Source organism: bacterium, from assembly GCA_023150945.1.
In the GTDB taxonomy this organism is placed as follows: Bacteria; Zhuqueibacterota; Zhuqueibacteria; order Zhuqueibacterales; family Zhuqueibacteraceae; genus Coneutiohabitans.
The window spans coordinates 117,532-139,667 of the sequence record JAKLJX010000009.1 but is presented as its reverse complement, the minus strand read 5'-3'; the positions used below and the strand labels follow the sequence as shown (position 1 = coordinate 139,667).

The 22,136-nt window shown below is 59.9% G+C and carries 11 protein-coding genes; 2 read left to right on the top strand and 9 right to left on the bottom strand.

All coding sequences use genetic code 11. From position 1 onward, the window contains the following. Window positions 1-25 precede the first annotated feature (25 nt). From L6R21_13675 to L6R21_13635, 9 genes are all read right to left on the bottom strand, one after another. A complete protein-coding gene (locus L6R21_13675) occupies window positions 26-3,757 on the bottom strand; it encodes a S8 family serine peptidase (GenBank protein ID MCK6560241.1) in 3,732 nt (1,243 codons plus the stop codon). Between the two features lie 26 nt (window positions 3,758-3,783). Further along, window positions 3,784-6,957: a TonB-dependent receptor gene (locus L6R21_13670; protein MCK6560240.1), complete on the bottom strand. Its 3,174-nt coding sequence runs from the start codon at window positions 6,955-6,957 to the stop codon at window positions 3,784-3,786. A 459-nt stretch (window positions 6,958-7,416) separates the two neighbouring features. Beyond that, on the bottom strand, window positions 7,417-9,318 hold the full coding sequence (locus tag L6R21_13665; GenBank protein ID MCK6560239.1) for a YCF48-related protein: 1,902 nt from the start codon (window positions 9,316-9,318) through the stop codon (window positions 7,417-7,419). A gap of 31 nt (window positions 9,319-9,349) precedes the next feature. After that, the gene (locus L6R21_13660) at window positions 9,350-11,896 is read right to left on the bottom strand and encodes a CHAT domain-containing protein (GenBank protein MCK6560238.1); all 2,547 of its coding nucleotides are present in this window, start codon (window positions 11,894-11,896) and stop codon (window positions 9,350-9,352) included. Window positions 11,897-12,013: 117 nt separating this feature from the next. Then, window positions 12,014-12,865: a hypothetical protein gene (locus L6R21_13655; protein ID MCK6560237.1), complete on the bottom strand. Its 852-nt coding sequence runs from the start codon at window positions 12,863-12,865 to the stop codon at window positions 12,014-12,016. 49 nt (window positions 12,866-12,914) lie between these two features. Continuing rightward, window positions 12,915-14,930 carry a caspase family protein gene (locus tag L6R21_13650; GenBank protein MCK6560236.1) on the bottom strand — a complete coding sequence of 672 codons (2,016 nt, stop codon included), beginning with the start codon at window positions 14,928-14,930 and terminating at the stop codon, window positions 12,915-12,917. Between the two features lie 39 nt (window positions 14,931-14,969). Further along, complete coding sequence (locus L6R21_13645) at window positions 14,970-15,620, bottom strand: hypothetical protein (protein MCK6560235.1); 651 nt, start codon at window positions 15,618-15,620, stop codon at window positions 14,970-14,972. A gap of 108 nt (window positions 15,621-15,728) precedes the next feature. Continuing rightward, a complete protein-coding gene (locus L6R21_13640; protein MCK6560234.1) occupies window positions 15,729-16,592 on the bottom strand; it encodes a hypothetical protein in 864 nt (287 codons plus the stop codon). A 272-nt stretch (window positions 16,593-16,864) separates the two neighbouring features. Next, complete coding sequence (locus L6R21_13635; protein ID MCK6560233.1) at window positions 16,865-19,522, bottom strand: CHAT domain-containing protein; 2,658 nt, start codon at window positions 19,520-19,522, stop codon at window positions 16,865-16,867. 543 nt (window positions 19,523-20,065) lie between these two features. Between L6R21_13635 and L6R21_13630 the strand changes: the two genes are divergently transcribed. Both L6R21_13630 and L6R21_13625 read left to right on the top strand, forming a co-directional pair. After that, window positions 20,066-21,454, top strand: coding sequence for a methanol--corrinoid methyltransferase (locus L6R21_13630; GenBank protein MCK6560232.1), 1,389 nt, complete (start codon window positions 20,066-20,068; stop codon window positions 21,452-21,454). A 10-nt stretch (window positions 21,455-21,464) separates the two neighbouring features. Next, window positions 21,465-22,112 (top strand): deoxynucleoside kinase, encoded by a 648-nt coding sequence (locus L6R21_13625; GenBank protein ID MCK6560231.1) that lies wholly within the window; start codon window positions 21,465-21,467, stop codon window positions 22,110-22,112. Window positions 22,113-22,136 lie beyond the last annotated feature (24 nt).

Sequence of the window (22,136 nt, the reverse complement as noted above, 5' to 3'; positions counted from 1 at the left end):
TTGAGTTCAATTTGCGATAAGTTTTCTATCGCAGCAGAAGTAGTTTCTGACTTGCTTTCCATTGCCCAGCTCTGATCTGGCATATGTAAACGCCCGAAGCTGCGAGCGTTTTTCTATTCGTCAAGCCGTTCCAAGCGATTCGATATCGCCCGGGTTTGCGCGTCTCATCCAGCAACGATTTGACCTCCCGGCCGAGCGCATCATAGATTTTAATTGTGACTCGTTCGGTGCCGGGCAAATCGAAGGTAATGATAGTGCTCGGGTTGAATGGATTGGGATAGCTCGGATAAAGTGCAAACCTACGGGGCAGTGCGGGCTGTGTTGCTGTTTCCGATTCAAGGTTCACGCTCGTGGCGAAGTCGCCGATCGCGAAGGCAGGTTCCAGCGTCCAAATCGACGCATTGCCGCTTTGATCTCGTATTTCAATCCGAATGTCGATTGCCGCCGAATCGAGGCCGGCAAGATTCGCGAAATCAGCCTTGAAGAATTTTCCTGCCGGGAAGCCGATGATACTCAATGCCAGGAGCTGCTGGAGTAGCGGTTGAACACCCGCGTTACTTGAATCCTCCAGAGTGTGGTGGATCGCCATTTCGTGCCAATCGGTTGTTCCGAATTCTCTATACCAGAGGCGAGTCGAGTCGGTGGGGATGGCCTTGTAAAGCATGATATCCTGCTGATCCCTCCGGCTCGTAACAAAATCGGCAGCAGAATAAACCAGTGATGCCACCTTGCCTGGTTGGAGCTTGGAGGTAGCCTTGCCTTCACTGTCTAAAACGCGCAATGAAGTGAATAGCGGCGGGTTGGCATCTTTTTGGGAAAGGTCAAACTTGGAGATCAAGCTCGCTGTGCCACGCAGGTTTTCGACATAGTAGTTTCTATTGCTGACTTCGAGGCGATACGGGCCTGGGGGGACATTGATGGGGCTGAATTTGCTAAGCGTATCGGAGGCGACCAGAATATTTCGGCTGTTGAAGATCGTGTAGGTTGATCGATAAATGTCCGAGAATCTTCTTTCGTTTAGCGGCCCATAGAACTTCGGAAACGCAGCAATGTTTGACTGGCCATAGAAATTGTTGTTGAGAAAGCCATCAGTGTGGATGGGGGACATGCCGTAGGTCATCTCACCCTGGTTGGGTGAGAAATAGACTGCTGCCCAAGGATCGATACCCATGTAGTTTCCCAAGCTGTCGCCCTGAAACACCAGCGGATCCGTTTCTATCCACATGCCTGAGAAGAGATTGCCGGCAACACGCTTTTGATCATAAGCACTGAGCATCACGGTTGTGCCATAGTCTTCATGAGCATCTGGCGTGAGGTACAGATTGCCGGTCCATTCATCCTGGCCAAAAGTATGCTCGCCGGCTGCACCGCCGAAATAGGCGTACCCACCGCGACGGAAGATTCTCGTCAGATACAAGACATACAGTGTTGGATCCAGCGTCCTTGGTGGGAACTTGATGTTGAGACGTTGTAGAGTGAAATCACTCGGTGAATTCGAGAATACCATATCGCGATCAGCCCCAATCAGCGGCGGGAACTGAACAACATGAATGTTCTCGAGCGGCTGTGAATCGCGTTGGAACTGCCCTGTTACAATTACAAAGCGGTTGGAAAAGTCCGAGACAAAGAGATGATCAGTTTTGATACTGCCATATGTAAAGGCATTGGCTGAGGAATCTGGAAAGGTGACACAATAGTTGACCCTATAATCTGCCGCGGGAAGGGCAAAAAGCAACCGCCCCATTGGATCAACACCTTGAAAGTCAATGCGATGTTTGGCTTCAGCCGAATTCACCTCCACATTCATGAATCCTGAAATGGCAAGGTTTTCTTGGATGACAATCTTCACACTATCGGGCAGGCCAAATACGGCAACCAAATCGTAGATTCCTGGGGCTGTGAAGATTTCGGGAGATCTATTTGGATTGTACGTCAAGAGATGGCTAATGTCTTTACTGGCGAGAACGAGATAGTCAAAGGGCTCGTCGAACGTGAACAAGATCTTGGATGACTTTACAAACGCCCACGGCAAACGCAGGGTGTCAGTTGAGCCATTGACAAAGACGGTCCCAGCATAGGCCAGTGGCTCGCGTTGGAGGTAAGGCACCCGGTCGTTTTCAACCATGAGTGTGAGAACGACCTGCTGCGAATCTCCGGAAGGTATTCGGAAACGCGAGGACGAAGCTTCCAGCAAAATGCCAGGGCGCAGGCCAGTCACGGATACGGCGAACTCTTGATCTTCTGGCGATTGATTGAAAATGGTGATTGTATCCGACACCGTCCAATTATCGTACCCAACATCATCAAGCCCGAAACTAAGGTGAGGAGGCACGGCAAAAACCTTTGCTCTCGCTGCCGCCAGCGCGTCGATGCGGCCGGCTCCTTGCGCCATGACATGAGCGCGAACGTCAACTGCTGTGGTCATGAGCGCAGATTTGGCCTTGTCCGGGTGCCAATCTGGATGAATCTTTTTCAGCAAGGCACAGACACCGGCAACATGAGGAGTAGCCACCGAAGTACCGTTGACTGCCTTGGTGCCGCCGCCCGTGGTTGTCGTATTGACATCAACGCCTGGCGCAACGACATCCGGTTTGATGGCATGAGTCACCAATGTGGGACCCTTGGAACTGAACGCTGCGATTTGATCAGTTTTGGTAGTCGCGCCTACTGTAATCGCCAATCGAGCAGTGCCTGGACTGGCGATGGTGTTGTATTCGTAGCTATTGCCGGCGGCAACACAGAAGACAACTCCAAGTTTGACGGCATTATCTACGGCAGTAGAAATGGCATCATCGGGATTGCCGCGCCCGCCCAGGCTCATGTTGACGACATCGACCTTGTCAGAAAAATCGTCATCATCGTTGGGATCGAGGGCACGCTCGATTCCAGCTATGACATCTGATTCCGTACCAAGCCCATCGGCGTTAAGCACTTTGAATGCCATCAGCCAGGCTCCGGGCGCCACACCCTTCAGCATGTCACTGTTGGCGGCCACGATGCCAGCAACCGCGGTCCCATGGCCATTGTCATCCATCGGATCGCCGTCGTCATTGACCAAATCATAACCACCGATGATTTTGTGGCCTGGTCCAAAGCCACCGCCGAGCGCCGAATGATGGTAATCGATCCCGGTATCCAGAATTCCGACCACGATGCTGTCGCCTTGCGTGCCAAATTCCTGCCAAACAGAATCCGCGCGGATGAGCGGAACGGTATCTTCCAGAAACGCCTGCATTTGCTTGTCGAGGTGGATTTTCTTCACATAATTCAATTTCAGCAACTCTGGTATGGCCGCTCGTGGAACTATCACACTGACGCCTGTGAGGGCCTTGTAGAACTTTCGTTGTATTCGGGGTTGGCTCAAGTTCACGGAGATCCGCCGCAGCAGGCCGCTATGGATTGTCCGCAATTCCTGGGAGAAACGCACGAAAAGAGATTCAAAATCTGTCGCCGATGATTCCGCCGTGGACCGTTGCTTCTTTTGCAGAAACAGGGGGGTGGTTTTGAACTCGACAATCACACTAATCATTTCCGTCAAATCGATATCATGCACCTGAATCTCATTCTCTCGTGTGGAAGTAGTGAAATAGACATGCCCTTCCTTCTTCTCAAGCATATGGACTTTTTCATGCACACGAGAGTCGAGTGTGTTGCCATTCAACCAGAGAAACTTTTCTGGCACGGTTTGTCCAGAAGCGCGAGTCAGGTTCAGAATAACGAGGAGAATTACAGCCAATCTGACGGAAAAGATCTTCATGATGCCTCCTCTGTGAATTGCTGACCTCACATGTTGATCCTCACCCCCAGCAACACGCGCCGGGGATTCAAGAACAGCGGCGCGGTGAACCAGCCCACGTTGAGGTGGGGCTTGTCCCATTCGCCCAGCTTGTCGTTGCCTTGCTGCGAGCCGCTCTCGAAGGGCAGATGCAGGGATTCCTTGTAGCGGTCATACTGGGCGGTGGTCATGTTTTCCCAGGTCAAGCGTTTTTGATCAAGCAGGTTCTGTACGGTGAGCACCAACTCCATGCTGGTCGCCGCAAAGCGGAATTGCTTGGAGGCGCGCAGATCGACGTTGGAATAATCCACCACCTCGATCCGCTTCTGCTGGGCCTCCGGCTCCAGCGGATTGAGAATCACCCGGCCGCCGCTGCGCCATTCCACGAAGAAATTCAGATAAATGTCGCTCAGCGGTTTGATCCCCCAGAAATCGGGTCCCCAGCGGGCCGGGCTGTGCAGGTTCAAATTGCCCTGCGCCCGCGGCAGCGGATCAGTGGTGAAGATGTTGGCCTCGCGGATTTCCTGGTTGGCACGCAGGCGGTTCTCATACACATAGGCCAGACCGGTTCTGCCGGTGGTCTGCAGCATGTACTCGTAATTGCCCCACAGCGTGATGAACCGGCCGAAGCGGCGCTCCAGCCGCAGCTCCAGGCCACGGATGTCGCGATAGTAGTCCGGCACGTAGGTTTGCACGCTCTGCTCTTCCCAGTAATCGACATAGGAACGGGAGAGCGGCTCGTTCTTCACGTCTTTGTAATAGAAGGTGACATTGAACAGGAAATTTTGCCAAAAGCTCTGCTCGTAGCCGAACTCATACGCCACGGTGCGCGCCATTTCCAAACCGGGCGAGGGCACGTTGGTGGCGCCCGGCATCACCGCCTGGTTGTAAAGAAAGTGAACATTGGGGCGTTGGTAGAAATGGCCGTAGTTGAAGTAGAGCTTGCTCTGCGTGGTCACCGGAAACGACACGCCCAGGCGCGGCGCCAGTTTGAGCTGGGTCTTGTTCTCGCCCAGCGGCCAGCCCGTCGGCTGGCTCAACATTTCGCGGAATTTCACCCAGCGTTCCCACGAGCCGAATTTGCCCGGCAAGTATTGATAGACGAGATTATAAAAGTTGGCATAGTCTTCATCGAGCGGATGCTGCACGAGGTAGCTGCGCTTTTGGGGATTGAAGTAGTCGGCGCGCACGCCGAGGTTGGCGACCATGCCCTTGAATTCCAACTTGTCCTGCACATACGCGCCGATCTCCAGCGGCTTGGCGGTGAAATACTGCCAGAGGTCGGGCGTCCAGCTTTTTTCCGATTGCAGCCAGGTGCCGGAGTTGACCGAGAGGTAATTGTATTTCACGTTGAAGCCGGCCTCGACTTGATGATGCCGGCCGAGTTGGGCGGTGAGGTCGCCGCGCAGATTCGCCACCCAGGAGTGCGAGGTGTCCGCGGATTGCAGCCCGCCATACACCCAGAAGAGATTGGTGATGTCGGTGAGCCAGTTGGTGGAGCCGTTGGGCGTGCCGCCGTTGGGCACGTTCAACACGCGGTAATCGCCCAGCCTGAAGTGGGCATCGGCGCTGCTGGTGTCGAGCACGAACGGCGTCAACTCATGGTCGGTATAGCTGAATTGCAGGTCGACGCTGTAAAAAGCCTTGGGGGAAAACGTGTGAGTGAACTTGACGCCGCCGATGATATAGCGTTGATCATAGAACTGCAGCCGGCTCTTGTTGAACATTTGAATGAAGCCGTCCGAGCCGCCCAGCAGCCGCGCCTGCTGCCGCACCGAGACTTCCGTGCTGCTGAGAAAATTGAAGCGGCTGGAGTTGTCGATCAGTGTGCCGCCGAAGGTCGAGGGCCGGCCGGCGGTGAGGGTATTGATGTTGGCGTACATGCTGTTCAAGGACAGTTTCATGTTGGATTTGATCTGCGTGGTGATCTTGAACTGTCCGTTCCAATCGCGATAGTTGTCGCGCGGGCCGAGCGGAAAGGCAAACTGGGTATTCTCGTATTTGAAGCCGGCGAGAAAAACCGATTTGCCGAGCACGGAACCCACCCACGGCAGTCCGCCGCCGGGTATCGGGCCGGTGACGGTGCCTTCGACGTACACGTCGGCGTTCTCGCCGAATTTGTATTGCGGATGTTGCCGCTTCCACAATTCCAGTTTTTGTTCCGCCGTCATGGCCGCGTTGCGCGCCAGGCCGATGGCTTCATAATTGTTGCGACCCTCGAATCTGTTTTTCCAGCCGCGAAAATAGCGCAGCTCCTCCGGCACGGTGGTGTCGCCGACCGTGCCGCGCCAGGCATAGCCGTTGGCGGTGGTGTCGGCAAAGACGCGATAGATCCAGGAATCATTGCTCCAGGGATTGGTGCCGTAGAACTTCTGCTGGTTGGCGGCCGCCGCATCCATCTTCAAAGAGAGGCGGTAGCGGTCGCGCTGCCCCTCTTTGGTGACGACGTTCACCAGGCCCGAGCGCAGGCCGCCGTATTTGGCCTCGAAGCCGCCAGTGAGCACTTGCAGCTCTTCCACCGCGGTGGAATTGAGCGAGAGATAGGAGTTTTCCGAGCGCGGATCGCGCACCGAGATGCCGTCGACCCAGACATCGGTTTCGCGAATGCCGCCGCCGCGAATGCTGAGGCCCTGGCCTTCATTGGTGGCCACCAATTCCACGCCTTTGATCTTGTTCACGAACTCGTCCACCCGCAGCACGGGCGTCTCCGCGATGCGCGCCGAGAGAATGGTTTCCTGCGTGCCGGCCACGTCGGGTTTGATGACTTCGCGCTCGGCCACCACCACGACTTCCTCGGATTCCAGCGTGGTGGCTTTGAGGGCGAAATCCAGCGTCACCGTGCGGTCGATGCTGACGCGCACCTGGGTGCGCGTGAAGGCGGTATAGCCGATCATGCTCGCCTTGAGGCTGTAAGTGCCGGGGCGGACATTCAAGATGACGAAATAGCCGCTGGCATCGCTGGCCGCCCCGCGCAGGTCAGTGAGCCTGGCTTCTTTGCCGTCCAGCCAGATGCTCTCGATGACGACGCTGGCGCCCGGCAGGGGTTCACCGGTTTCAACATCGGTGATGCGTCCGGTGATCTTGCCGGTGTCCGCCTGCGCGACGAGCGGCGCAAACAGCAGAAGGAATGCCGAGTAGAAAAGGACAGTCAATGCAGCTTTCAGCTTTTGACAGGCAGGCATGGGGATACCCTCCTCTTCAATTGTATGTCGTACCGCGGGGCTGAGGCTGTGCTCAGGTGTGGGGTGAGACCGAATCACGTGCCATTGCCTCGTCCTGTCGGGCAATGGGAAAGCCATTCAATCGTGTGGCGTCTGAAGATACAACCAAACTGATTCGTGTAAGTTTTGAGGGAACTGGGAAGAGTATAGCGTTTTTTTCCGCTTTGTCAACACCTTTTTGGCGGGGGAATTTTGTGTCCGGGTGCGGCGGGCGCGTGAGGAAATCAACTGGAAAATTGCTGGGCGCAAACGCACTGTCTGGCTGTGCTGGCCAGGCCGCCCGCCCGCTGGCGGTTCTCTTGAGCGCTTCGATTTCGACAGCGGCGGGGAAGAGGCCGGGTAAGATCGGATGCCTGTATTTTCAACTTTGATACGTACTGAAGCGCCGCGGCGGAGGGCAGAGTCTTCCCATTTTTCCGCTCATCGCGCAGCGCCGCGCAGAATGGTGCCGAACACGCCCACGGCGATTGCCTGTTCCGGGCCCGTCATAGCCACGCCGGTGAGCGTGCGAAAGCCGGCGCGCGGCTGGCGAATCCAAGTCAAGCCGGCGTCGGTGGTGCGCAGGATCATGCCGGCTTCACCCACCGCGACCCCGTTGCTGCCATCAGCAAAGGAAACGCCCTGCAAAACATTTTTGCTGCCGCTCGGAATGAAACGCCAGGTCAACCCGGCATCGGTGCTGCGCAGGATGACGGCATCCTCGCCAAAGTTGTCTCTGCCCACCGCCAATGCGATTTGAGCGCCGGCAAAAGCAACGGCATTGAGGTCGTTGAAAATTCCACTCGCCTGCGCCTGCCAGGTCAACCCGCCGTCGGCCGTGCGCAAGATCGTGCCGTTCTTTCCCACCGCGACGCCGAGGTTGGCATTCGCGAATGCCACGCTGGTAAGATCACTGGTGGTGGCGCTCGACTGCTTGCTCCAGGTTGCGCCGCCATTGGTGGTGCGCAGGATGATCGCATCGCTGTTGAATGAAGGCGCACTGCCCACGACCATGGCGTTTTGTGCGTTGATTAGAACAACGTCATTCAGCTCGGCGAAGGTGCCGCTGTTTTGCGCGTTCCACGTGGCGCCGCCATTGTTGGTGACCAGGATGGTTCCGGCATTGCCGACTGCCATCGCATTGTTGGCATCCGCCAAAGCCACACTGTAAAGCGGCACGCGCGCCGCTGCGTTACCCTGTTCCTGCCAGAGCGCGCCGGCGTTGCTGGTGCGCAGAATCAACCCGCGGTTGACGGAAAAGTCACCGCCCACCACGATGCCGGTGTTGGCCTCGGTAAACGCAACCGCGCGCAGCGTGATGGTGAAGCCGTGGGAACGCGGCGTCCAGGTTTGGCCCGCGTCCGCGGTTTGGAGAATTGTACCAAAATCTCCCACAACAAAACCGGCATTGGCATCGCTGAAAGCAACGCCAAGGAGGCTGTCGCTGCTGCCGCTCGCTTGCGCTGCCCAAGTCGCGCCGCTGTTGCTGGTGCGCACGATCGTGCCGTTCGCGCCCACTGCGGTGCCCGCGCGCTCATCATTGAAGAAAACGCTGAACAGTGCCGCGGTCGCGCTGGAGGATTGCCGGCTCCAGGTGATCCCGCCATCAGTCGTGCGCAGCACCACGGCCGTGCCGGAGAAATCAAGATCGCCGACGGCAAACCCGCTCTGGCTGCCGGTGAAAACCACGTCATGGAGCGTGCTCGCGGTGTTGCTGGTGCGTTTGGTCCACGTCGCGCCGCCGTCGGTGGTGCTGAGAATCGTTCCCTGTTGTCCCACTGCAAGACCGAGGGTGGTATTGTGAAAGAACACGGCATGCAGGCGGCTGGTCACGCGGCTCGGTTGACTTTTCCAAGACGTGCCGCCATCCCGGCTGCGTAGAATCACGCCGCTGTCGCCCAGGGCGATTGCGGTACTGGCATCTATCACGAAAACGTCTGTGAGATCGCCAAAGGCAGGATTGGGCCGGCTTTCCCAGGTGAGGCCGCCATCTGCCGTGCGCAGCAATGTGCGGGCTTTCCCCACTGCGACGCCGAAGTTGTTGCCGAAGAAATGCACCGCGAGCAAATCGCCGATCACGCCGCTGGCGAGATGCTGCACCCGCCAGCTCACACCGCCATCAGTGGTTTTCATGATTGTGCCGGCGCCCGCCACGGCGATTGCGGTGTTCCGGTCAAACACATGCAAGCCGTGCACCGCGTTTCCCTGCGGCAGGGGATTCTGCCAAGCCCAACGCAATGGCTCCGGCGCATTGATTTCCGGCGTCACGACTTTGTCCTCGCCGCAATGCCAGCTCGCCAGCGCCGCCAGCAGCAGCGTGAGTGGAATCGCTCTTGTTTTCATCTCCCAAGGCTCCCATGATTTGGTGAGGGACTCAGGGCGCGCCCACCAGTTGAAACGCCGCCCAATAGCGGGCGTGATCAAAGCCGGCCTGCCGCACCTCCTGCTGGGCGCGCTGCAACGCTCGGGCTTTGCCCGGCCGATCCGGATCATCCAGCCAATGCGTGTAAAAGGCCTTCATCAAGATTTGTGTTGCGGTGTCCGAGACATTCCACAAGCTGACCAGCACGCTGGCCGCGCCCTTGGCGAGAAAAGCGCGCTGCAGGCCCACGACGCCCTCCGCCTGTTTCAGATTGCCCAGGCCGGTTTGGCACGCGCTGAGTACGATCAACTCCGCAGTCAGCTCACTCTTTTCGTTCATAATTTCGCCCACGGTCAACAAACCCTCATTGTTCTTATCCGGCGCCAATGCCAGAAAGGATTCGCGCACCTGCGCTTCCGACGCAAAGGCGTAGCCGTGCGTGGCGAAATGCGCGAGCGCGGCCGCGGGGAGTTTTTCCCGCACGGCGGATTCGGTTGCTTGTGCACCGAGCAGGGCGTGAACCTTCAGTTTGTGCGCCAGCCACCAGCCTTCCTGCTCGGCGCCGGGCAGCGGCGCCAGGCGAAGCGATTCGCCATTGGCCGTGGGCAACTGCGGCATCTTGGGATTTGCCGCAATCAACGCCGAGGCAAAGCGCGCCGGCCGGCTGGCCGGGTCACGCAAGCTTTGTTTCTTTTCCAACGCCGCCAGCAAAGCCAACGAAGGCACATAGCGCAACGCCTGTTGCATTCCCAGGCAATTGCCCAGAGAATCAACCGGCAAAGCGGCAAAAGGCAAAAAGCCAAGGCTGCCATGCGGAATAATCACTAGCTCGCTCGCCTCCGGCAAGCGCGCCAGCAGCGGGGCAGGAGGGAGAAGCAATTTTGCCAGCTTGCCTGCAGCATTGGCCTCGGATGGGCCGGTCGCTGCGGGGCGCAATCCGCGTTCGAGTGCCGGCACCACGCGGCCGCCGGCCTCCGCACCCAACTGCCAACGCATTGCGTCGACGAGTTGCGCCAGCGAATCGCGCGAAACTGCGACTCGCTGCAAATGGCTTTCGCCGGACGGCAGTACGAACCAAACCACCAGCGTGTCCGCGGTCACGAGATAGGAAAGCAATCCCGCACCGGTTTGCTGCATCTGCTGCACATACTGCTTGCCTTCGGCAATCAGGTTGGCGCTGCCGGCCGGTTGAATTGTGGTGCTGGGAAGCAAATCCAGCAGCGACTGGGCGCGGCCGCGCTCCGCCGCTGCCAGCGCGGCGGCGTGCGCGTTCGCGCGGCCCCATGACTTTGCCAGAGCGAGGCAAGCCAGCGCCCAATGTTCGAACAAATGCACGTCTTGTTCGGCAAAGCTGAGGCGATTGTCATCCGCGCCCGCCAGCCTCCGCACGGCCGCCCGCGCCTGCGCCGCCGAGTCATAGCATGCAATCGCCCGCTCGAGATTCTGCTGCGGCCCGGCTTCATGAAACAAACGGCCGAGATTGTACCACGTCACGCCGGCGCGGCTGCGATCACCCACCTCACGCAACCTTGCCAGCGCACGATGATAGTGCTCCCGCGCCAGCTCGTGATCCCCGCGTTGTTGATAAACCCGCCCCATGTCATTGAGCGCCCAAGCTTCGCCGGAGCGGTCGCCGGCTGCTTCCTTGAGATGCAATCCGCGCGACAAGTACGCCAGCGCTGAATCCGGCTGGCCTTGCGCCAGCCAAATTCTGCCGAGATTGATCAGGGTCATGCCTTGATCCGAAGGCCGGCAATGCTGCTGCCAGGCGGCATTCGCCCGGCGATAATACACCTGTGCGGAATCGAGCTGCTGCAGCAAATCGAAAGAGTAGCCCATGTTGTTGAGCGTGACTGCCTCGCCGAAGCGGTCGCCTGCGGCGCGGCGATGTCCAAGCGCGGCGCGAAAATAGACCAGGGCGGAATCTGAGCGACCGAGCGTTTGCAACACGCGGCCGAGATTGTTGCACGCCACGCCGGCCAGCCCGTGTTCCTGCGGCGGCAAGCTTGCCAAGGCGCGCTGCAAATAGGAAAGCGCAACACCGGGATTCCCCAACGCATGCAGCGCTGCGCCGAGATTGATGAATACCACCGGCGGTGACGCCGACTCATTGGCTGCGCGCTGCAACGCCAGCGCCCGGCGGTAGTAGAATCCCGCGGAATCGAGGCGGCCCAGGCTTTGAAAAATTTCGGCGCAAAAATTCAGGGTCTCGAACTGGCGTTCGCGGTGCTGCAGCGCCTGGCTGAGCGCCAGCGCCTCACGCAGGCAGAGCAGGGCAGAATCAGCCAGGCCGAGTTGGTGATAGCCCTTGGCCATGTTGTAAAGCCGGATGGATTTCGTCAGCCGGCCTTCTTGTTTTCCCAATCGTGCCGCCGCTTGCTGATAAAGCGACAGCGCGAGTCTCACGTTGTCGCAATCGCCGCGGCGATAGGCTGCTTGCGCGCTGTCCAGCAACCTTTGCGCGGCTTGCCGCGTTGCTTCCTGCCCCGCAGTGGAACGATCGGCCGGTGATTGCGCGAGGCTGTCTTGCAGCAATCCCACTGCAAGCAGGGCAAGCAAGCAGAAGCCAAGCGGCCGGCCAGCGCGGGACATGCTGCAGCAAGGCCTGTTTTCCGGCAGGGGAGTTGGCATGGATTGATCAACTGATGTGCTGTCACGTTGGAGCGTATCTCCGCCTCAGTGGTATTCCACCATGCGGAAATTATCATACAGCAAGGCCACGGGATGCTCGTTCTTGCCGCCTACTTCCTCCACCAGCAGCCGGAGCGTGACCGTTTGCCCTTTGAAACCGGTGAGATCAAAGCTGTGCGAACGCCAGTCCGTGCACAGCGGATAGTTGGCAGTGACGCCGGCAAGCGTTTGCGACCCGCCGCCTTCCGGCAGCGGCATGGCATTGCCTGCCACTGCGCCGCTGCCGCCGGGTTGTAGCAGGTCACGCTCCAGGCGCAACACCGTCGCGAGCTTCCGGTTGTTTTGATCGAGCAGCAGCACCTGGGCAACATCGTTGTGCGCCGGGCCGGTGTTGTAGTCGCCGGACAGAAAGGCATAGTCGAATTTCAAGCGGAGCTTGCCCGCTGTCGAGGGAATGAAGATGCCGGTTTTCTGAATGCCGCTTTTGTGCACACTCGCCAGATCACCATTGAAGGAGAAGAAATTTTGGGTGGCAATGAAACCGAAGAAGAGGGAAGGATTGCCGTCCGGCGCGGGAATCGCTTCGGGGTTGAAGGGCGCCGTGAGTTTGCCAAAACGATCGATATTGCCGCCGGCGCTGCACTGGCCGCGCAGTAAACATGAGTCTTCCGAGAGAAAGCCGGGAATGTAGAACCAGGTCTCATCAAAGGCGAGATCCGGAATGCTGGATTGCACACCGGCATCGTTGAAGCCGCCGCCCGGCACCGGCGTGATCGCCAGCTCGATTTCGCCGGGCGCGGTGGCAGTGGGTCCGGTACATTGCAGCAAGCCCGCGGCCAGCAGCACAATGAAAATGAACCCAAGCCGGCGGCCGGAGGTGAAATCGAACTTCGGCATCGTGACCCTCCCGTTCTGGTTTTTTTGAAATGCGCTGCTTGCTTCCGCTTCACCGCTTGATCTTGAACACGCGCTGACTGGTCGCCCAACTGCCGAGATCGACGGCAGAGGGTTTCGCGCCGCGGGATTGTCCCAGCGTTGCCTGTGCCAGCAACTGGCCGAGCGGATCCGCCGGCAGTTCCTGCACATCCCGCACCGCCGCTTGCGTGAGCACGTGAAAATCCACCGGGCTGGCAGTGGCAAACACTTTGATGACATCGGTGATGGTGGCGCGATTCTCCGGCACGAAGGTGTCGAAACGCTGCGTCACGCTGGCGCCGGCTTTGAGCAATTCACTCGCGCCTTCGGGATAAGGGTAGATCACCGCAATGCTGCCGTCCGTGGAAAGATCGAGAATCGAAATGTACAAATCGCGGCTGGCTTGATTCGTCACCGTGACTTCGAAGGATTCGCCGGCGGCCAGTACGGCCTCGGCTTTGTCGATGGCGGCAAACGGATCACGCGTTATCCCTTCCTGCACGGCACGAATGGCGAGATCGATCTTGACCGTGGCGGCCGGATTGTCCAGCGAAAGAACATTGAACCATTTCGCCCACTGTTTGACTTGATGCACCACGCGGGCCGTGGCCCCGGATTCGCGCACAGGCACCCGCGGTGAGATTTCCGTGGTGTCAGCACCTTCCGTGGCAATGGCATCGCCGATTTGCCGCAGCAACAAGTGATAGCTGCGCGGCGCGGGCGAGGTTTCCACAAAGCTCAAGCCGTCCAACTCGGTTTTGATCGCTTGCAGCGCCGGTGATTGCGCCAGCCCCTGGTAATACACTCGCAGCTTTTGATCGGGATAGCGGCGCTCACGCTCGACCGCGCGCGCAAACGCCGGAATCTGCCGGCCGGAGATGATTTTGGCCGCGGCGCTGAACGGTGAGACGCTGGTCACTTCGGCTTTGGCGAGCGGCTGCTCCGGCGCGGCAAATTTCTTGGCACCGGGTTGATAGATTTCGAATATCGAGCCGGCCGTCACGCTCTGCACGTCACCGGCCGCCAGCTTGACTTGATTGCTGCCGGCCGGTGAAGCCAGCACATAAGGCTGCGCCAGGCCGGTGGAATCGCTGAAGACGTATTGATCCAGTTTCGTGCCTTCCAACTGCGGCAATTGGTTGGGATAAAGCGCGTTGACGTTGCCTTTCACGCGATCCATCACATCGCGGTAGGTGGCGCCCGGCCGGCTGTGGCGCAGCTCACGCACGAGAAAATAAGTGAGCGCGCCGCGTTCCTTGCCTTCGGCAAGATGCTCGAAGGAAGTCTGCTTGGAAAGGCAGCCGGCGATCAGGACGTAATTCAGGGTCTGCAGGCGCAGATCGCTGCCCTCGGCTTCCGCGCCGCGCGTGCTCACGGCATAGGCAGGCACGCTGGCGGGCGGCTGGCGGTCATCAGGAGGAATGTTGCGGGTCAGCGCGCCGCGCGTGGCCGTGCCGGAATGGCAACTGTCGAAGATGAAGGTCACGTTCTTCGTTTTTTGCGAAAGCCTCTGCAGCAGGCCGTTGAGTTCATCATCGCTGAGATCGAACACCCGGCCCTGCGGGTCACGGGAGTCATGCGGCACCAGGGTTTCGTCCCAGCCGTCCGGTTCGTCGCCGGAGATATCCTTCATTTGTGAGCCGTGGCCGCTAAAGTGAAACACCACGATGTCGTCGCGCTCGGCGTGGGCGATGAGGTGGTTTTGCAGCGCCGCGACAATGCCGGCATGCGTCGCTTGCTCGTTGGTCAACACCAGAACGTTTTGCTCGGGAAATTCATATTTGCCGAGCAGCAGCGCTTTCATGTCCATCACATCATTCACACAACCGGAGAGACTGGAGATGCGGTCGCTGTGGCGATATTTGTCGATGCCCACCAGTAACGCCCATTTCGCCGGGGGCCGGGTGGGCTCGGGGTAGACTTGCGGCGCGGCGGCCACCGCCGGCGGGTTGCCTCCTGGTTGAGATTCACTTTGTTTCGAACAAAACGTGCTGAACGAAATCATGGCCAGCAGAGCCGGCAGCGTGGTCGTGAGCGGCAGGCGCATGACACTCTCCTTGAGTCAAACGGAATCGAGCTGATGAATTTACTCTTCCACCACCATCCGGTATTGCAGGGGATGGTAGTTCTGCAGGCTGGCCCAGGTGCGCACTTTGCGAATCACCCGGCCGGCACCACCGTTGGCTTCATAAACGATCGGCCGGCCGTCGGCATGGTAGCCGGCGAACAGCACGATGTGATCGCCGGGCTTGTTCAGTGCATCGCCGGGTTTCATGTCGGTAAACCAATTGTACTTGGCCCGGCCGGCGATTTCGCGAATGTTGCGGGTGGAATAATCATGTCTGGTGGGCTGCCCCCAGCAATAGGAAACATAACCGGAGCAGTCGATGCCGGCGGTGCAGGCGGTGATGCCGTGGCGGCTGTGTGAGCCGGCGGCCTTGCCTTCCTGCAGCTTGCGGTCAAAGGTTTCGGGATCATCCATGCCGCCCCAGTCATAGGCAACCCCGGTTACGGTTTGATTCGGCTGCCAGTCCGATTCGTACGGCACCGCGGTGACGCAGGGCGCCACGCGATTGGCTGCGCGGCACACCCAGGTGTGTTGCGCCAGCCGTTCGGCAGTGGCCATGATCTCGGCGCGCGTCAGTCGCGGCAGCGCTGCCACTTTTTCCGGGGAAACGTCTTGCCGCGCCGGCACATTCAGCAGCGCCAGCCAAAACCAAACGATGAGATCAAGCATGCGCCTCTCCTCTGGCAAGAAATGTTGAAGATTGCATTGCCGGATATTCTCACAAGATCCCCTTTGGATGACAACGGTGGGGGCAACGCTTTGCAAGGCGATCGTGCACTAATTCGTGTCCCAAATGTTGATCAACACCTCATTCTGCCGCGGCAGGAGTTGATAGACCACGCCGTTGCGCACGCGGAATTCCTCCTCGGGCGTCACGTAATAGTCCAGCGGGAGGTCGGTGATTTCAACCAGCCAGGTGCCGTCGGCGGCATAGCGGCGAATGCGCTTTTGCACGGCCACGGCTTCACTGGCGCCGCTGGTGATTTCCAACGCGACATAGGTGTCGCCCCGCGCTTCCTGTTCGAGACTCTGCAACGAAACCATCTGTGCGCCGCCGGCGCCGTCGAAGGCGATGACGAGCGTATCTGCTCCGCCGCCGAGCGCAGCGGCGCGGACGATGAGGCCGCGCTGGCTGTTGAGCAGCCGGGCCTGAGCTTGCGCCTGAGCAGACAGACTGCGCAGCGAATCTGTCACCAGGCGAGATTGCCCGTTTTGATCAAGCGCATAATAGTTGCCGGAGGTGGCCTCGCTCACTTCCAGCTCGTCATTCGGCAAGCGCGCCAGCGTCGCCGCGGCAAAGCCCGTCCGCAACTCGCGCAGAAAGTTGCCGAGGCTGTCATAGAACACCAGCCGCCGTTCGAGCGGATCCGTGATCACCAAGCCGCCGCCGGCCAGCACTTCGAAACCGGTTGGGCCTTGCGGCAATTCATCAGCAGCACCGGCGGTAAGCGTGAGCACACCGGGATTCTCGCGCAAGGCGGCGCGCGAAGTATCCGCGGTGAGCACGCGCACCGGAATGCGCACCACGCGGGTGAGGGTGACCCGGCGCTGCGGCTGCGCGCCGGCCGGCGGCCGTTGCGGGCAGGCCTGCAGCATGACACCGAGCACGAGAAAACCGATCAGCCATTTGAAGTGACGCATGCCCGATTCCTCCATTGGCAACAGGACTGACATGATGAGTGGCGTTTGCAAAAGTGAAAGGAGAATGTCATGCTGGAAGCAGCTTTTTCAAATTGAGCACTGCGCTGGATTGAAAAAGGATTCCGGCTGCATGGCATCAAACCAAGGATCGCGTTCCAGTTCGAATTGCCCAGGTCAAGCTCAATAACATCACCAGCCGGAAGATGCTTGCATTCAGTCAACTGCCGCGATCCGACCCAATACTTCGGAGTTTTGCTGTGCTCGCGGCGAGTTTATTCCACCATGCCGAGCAGCGTGAATGCCGCCCAATACTTGGGTTCCGGATGGCGCTGCCGCGTGTGCTGCATGGCCTGCTGCAGCGCCAAGCCTTTGTTGCCGTGGCGCAGATATTCGCGATAGAATGCGATCATCAGTTCCTTCGTGGCTTCATCATCGACGCGCCACAAGCTCACCAACAGCGAACGTGCGCCGGCGGCGAGCAAGGCGCGGCTCAATCCGATCATGCCCTCACTCAACAATTTTCCCAGACCGGTTTGACAGGCGCTCAGCGTCACGAGATCCGCTTTGAAATTGAAGCGCGCCGGATTGATGATGGTGCGCGCGCTGAGTAGGCCGGGATAGGAGGGAACCAGCTCCGGGTGTTGTGCCTCCGCCGCCGGCAGGTTTTCCAGCGTGATCGCGAGACGGTCGTCGTCGCGCAAGGCGAGCCGGGCGTTCGCCGAGTCGAAGGCCATCTCCCCGGCTTCCAACTGGCTCAACACGATGAATGAACTGAGCGGATCATCGGCACAAGCAAAGCCGTGCGTGGCGAAATGGAACAGCGTGTAATCCGCGTGCCACGCTTCCAGCCGCAGCCGGTCGGCCTGGCTGCCGGTGAAGAGGCGGCTGCGTTTATTGCCCAGCAGCTTCGCGATGGCTTCCGCCTCCTGCTGCGCGCCAGGCAGCGGCTGCATGCGCAGGACGAAACCGCAGGCCTCGGCGGCCGCGGGCAAACGCGGATTGCCCACCACCCAGGCGCGCACGTTGTGTTGATCGGCAGGCCGCGGCTGGCCGGCGAGAATCTGCCAGCTTGCAAACGAAGCGGCGTAACTCAGAACGTGCTGGTCGCTGAAATAGCGGCCGTGTTCATCGCGTAAGGCGGCGAAGGGCAGCGACCACAAAGCGCGGTGCGGCACGATGACTAGCGCGGCGTGCGTCTCCGCCGGCAGAAATTCGCGCATCGGCGCGATCAGCAGGCGATGGAGTTGCTGCGCGATGACGCGCTCTTCGCGCGGACGCGGCGTGTTTTGCGCGGACGCGGAAGGCACCACCTGGCGCTCGAAGCTGAGGCCGCGCGCGGCTTGCACCGCGAGTGCTTGCGCATATTCCTGCACCAGCGCGGCAAGTGAATCGGCATGAACCGGCGCGATCGCGCCGCGAATCTCGCCGTTCGCGCGCCGCACCAAGATCACGGTTTGTTCGGCCATCACATAGTATTCCAAAAACGTGAGCGCCGGGCGGGCAGGGGAATCGGCGGCGGCGCTGTCAGATTCTTGCGCACGCGCGGGCACGCCGGCGGCCATTTTTTGCAGCTCCGGCGGCAATTCCTGCAGCGGAAAATCTTCGGCTTCTCCAACGGCCGGCGACGCGACGCCCACTGCCATTTGCACCATCATGCTTTGATTGGGCCATGCCGCCGGTTCGCCCGAACGCAACACATACGCCGCAGGCAACCGGCCCGCCGGCCGCGGCGGCACGTGCAATCGTGCGCGCTGCAGCGATTGCAGCGCGCGGCCGCGCACGCGCTCGATCGCCGCCCGCGCCAATCCCCAATCGCCCCGCTGCTGCGCCCACTGGCAGGCCGCGCGGGCATAGTCCTCAAACATCTTGTCCTGATTTTCGAGAAAACTGGTTTTGCCTTGATCGGTCGCAAAATTGCCGCCGATTTGCTCGACGATGGTGAGATAACGATCGTAGTGCTGCAGCGCCGGTTCCAGCTCAGCGAGATGGTGCAGGCAAATGGCCAGGCCGCCGTGCGCTTGCCACTCGGTTTCCTGATCCTGCACCGATTGGTTCGCGGCCAGCGCTGCGCGATAGCGATCGCGCGCTTTCTCGAACTCGCCCGCCAGCGCATGGGTGGCGGCGAGCGCAGTGAGCGCGCGGCAATAGCCGCGTTCATCCTGGGCGGCGCGATAGAGCGGCAGGGTTTGCTCGAAATGGGCGAGCGCGGCGGCATAACGCTGCTGTTCGCGCAGATTCACGGCGAGCGCGAGCATGGCGCGGCGCAGCGCGAGCGGGGCAGGCGAGGCAACGGCGGCGAGTACGGAATCCAGCCGGCTGTCGGCAAGCTCGAGATGTCCGCTCTTGATGGCGCTCCAGGCGAGATTGGTGAGCAGTTGCTGCGGCCGTTCCGGTAAGCGGTGCTGCCGCGCCAGCCGCAGCGCCTCGAAGTAGCGCGCCTCGGCAAGATCGTACTGGCTCTGCTGCAAATACATGTTGCCGATGTTGATGATGGACAGCACCATCAGCTCTGCTTTGGCCCGCGCTTTCGGCAGCCGCAGCAGCGCTGCAAGATCGTCCACTTCGCCGCGCTGGAGATCCGCGCTCACCGGCAGTCCGGTGTTGCCGGCAAAGCCCTTTTCCCCGGCGCGCAGCCGCGCCAGGGTTTCATCCACTGCCACGGTGTCGCGGCCGGTGCGCTCACGGCTGAGCGCCTGCGCCGCCGCTTCATATTGCCCCAACGCATCCTGATAGCGTCCGGCGCCTTCGTGCACTTCACCGAGGAGATTGTGCACTGCCGCGGCGGCGAGATAGTCGTTCTGCCGTTGGGCGAGATGGAGCGCCTCCTGATAGGCCGCGCGCGCGCGGTCGGGCTCGTGATTCGTCAAGGCAGCTTTGCCTTGTTGCGCCAAAGCCAGCAGGCGCTGTCGGGTGGAATCGAGTTCCGGCATGGATTGCGAAGGGAATGAGGCGGTGTTGCTGAACAGCATGAGAACGAGCGCAACTGAACAACTCAGCGACTGGAGGCAACGCAAGAAACACTGCATGTTTGGCCTGCTGGTAATGACGGTCAGCGCAACCGTGACGTGCCGCGCGAGCGCAACCGGCGGCGGATGCGCGCTTCGGCAACAAACTCGCGATCGGGTTTTCTGAGTATAATAAATTTGCACCTTATTGCAAGTCCAATTATCCCGGTTGCGCCGCCAGTGAATGGCAGTCCCGGATCCTCACTGGGATTCACAGACACCAAGCCGATCAGCTTTTCTCGGCAAGTTTGTGAATGGAGAGTGGCCGTCCCTCCGCCCGATCTGCGCCGCAAGAATCATCGCCGAAACGGCAAAGATTTCCCCGCCAAACCCACTATTGTTTGTCCAACTGGAATTGGCTTAATTGTCACAGGGCAGCGCGCCGGGTGGTGCTGCCAATCGGTGCGCACCGGCATGTGCCTGAGAGTGAACGATGAGTGCCGCGGAGCAGGCAGAAGGGATCGGATCATGACCACGAAGCAGAGCAGCCGCAGATTCTCCTCGCTGGCAGTGGCAAGTGCCGCCGAGCTGATGTTTGGCCGGGCGCCGCAGCCGGTGACTTGCGGCCACGGTTTGGCCGTGGGTGCCGGTGAAGTTTATCCCGAAATCAATTTCACCCTGCCCACGATGCTGCTGGAAGAGAGCACCTGGCCGGCCGTGCTCGAGCAATATCGCGAGATCGGCGAAATGATCGTCCGCGCCAGCCGGCGGCTGCATCTTCCCGGTTTGATGGTGGAATTCGAGCTGTTGCCGCAGATGACGGAGCATCCCGCCTGGGGGGCGGAAATCACGCGGCTGTTGTCCGATTTTCTCTCTGAGGCGCATGAGCGCTTTGGGTTGCGTTCGGCGCTGCGCGTGACGCCCACGGATCTGCGCGATCTCTCGCGGCCGCCGGTGCTGCGTTCGGGTGAGGCTTGGGAGTGCATGCGCGCCAGTTTTGCGAGCTGCGCGGCAGCGGGCGCTCACGTGCTTTCCATCGAATCCATCGGCGGCAAGGAAGTGCATGACGAGGCCATGATGTACGGCGATGTCGCCGGTGTGATCTTCGCGCTGGGGGTGCTGGCTCCGCGCGACATGGCTTTTCTCTGGCAGGAAATCACCGCGGTGTGTGACGGTCATGGCCTGCTCGCGGGCGGCGACTCGGCGTGCGGCTTCGCCAACACCGCGATGCAGCTCGCCGGCCAGGGCATGCTGCCGGAAGTCTTCGCGGCCGTGATTCGCGCGGCCAGCGCCGTGCGCAGCCTGGTGGCCTTCGAATGCGGCGCCCGCGGGCCCTCGAAGGATTGCGCCTACGAAGGCCCGGTGTTGAAGGCGATCACCGGCGCGCCCATCGCGATGGAGGGCAAGTCCGCCTGCTGCGCGCATTTCAGTCCGGTCGGCAACGTGGCCGCCGCCATGTGTGATTTGTGGAGCAATGAGTCGGTGCAGAACATTCGCCTGCTCTCGGGCAATGCGCCGGAGGCTTTTTTGGAATTGCTGGCTTACGACTGCCGGCTGTGCAACCAGGCGCTGGCCAGCGGCCACGAGTTGGTCTATCGCAATTTACTCGAGCAATCCGATGTTGCACTCAGCCCGCAGGCGCTCGTGCTCTCGGCGGAATCGACCTGGCAAATTGCCGCGGCCATCGTCAAAGCGCCGGATGCCTACCAGCGCACCGTGGCGGCTGCCCGCACCGCCAGTGATCTCATCCGCGCGGCTGTCCGCGGCCAGAGGCTCAAACTGAGCGCCGCCGAAGCAAGCTGGTTGGACCGGATCGCTCACGCCCTGGATGCCCTGCCGGAACACGAAGACAACCTGATCGGCGTGATGATGGACAAATACGGCCACCTGCTGCATCGTGCAAGTTACGCATTGTAGAAAGGCGAGCATGAATTCCGACAACAAGCTGTTTCTCGCCATGGCCGGCAACATCGGTGCCGGCAAAACCACTGCCGCCAAACTCATCAGCCAGCATTTCGATTTCGAGCTGTTCGATGAACCGGTGATCGACAATCGCTTTCTGAAGGACTACTATGCCGACATGCGGCGCTGGTCGTTCACTTTGCAGCTTGAATTCCTCATCCGCCGCGTCGAGCATCATGAGCTGATTCGAACCGTGCCCAAAAGCTGCATTCAAGACCGCACGCTTTATGAAGATCCGGAAATTTTCGCCAAGTATCTGCACGGCCTGGGCTGCATGGACAATCGCGAGTTGGATCTGTATTTCGAATACTTCAACCGGCTGCATCGGGATTTGCAGCATCCCCATCTGATCCTGATGTTATGCGTCGAACGCGTGTCAACCCTGCTGCAGCGCATTCGCCGCCGCGGCCGCATCGAAGAACGCGGAATTGATGAAACCTTTCTGCAGGGATTGAATGCCTACTACTCGACCTTTCCGCTGGTGTGTGAGAAGAAATACGGCATTCCCATTCATCAAATCGCGGTCGACAAGATCGACATTCGCTCGCCGGCCGGCAGGAAGACCTTTCTGCAGGAAGTGGAGGCCGGACTTCGCACTGCGGGGTTGTTGTGAACAGCGCGGCAGCCTCGGGGCAAC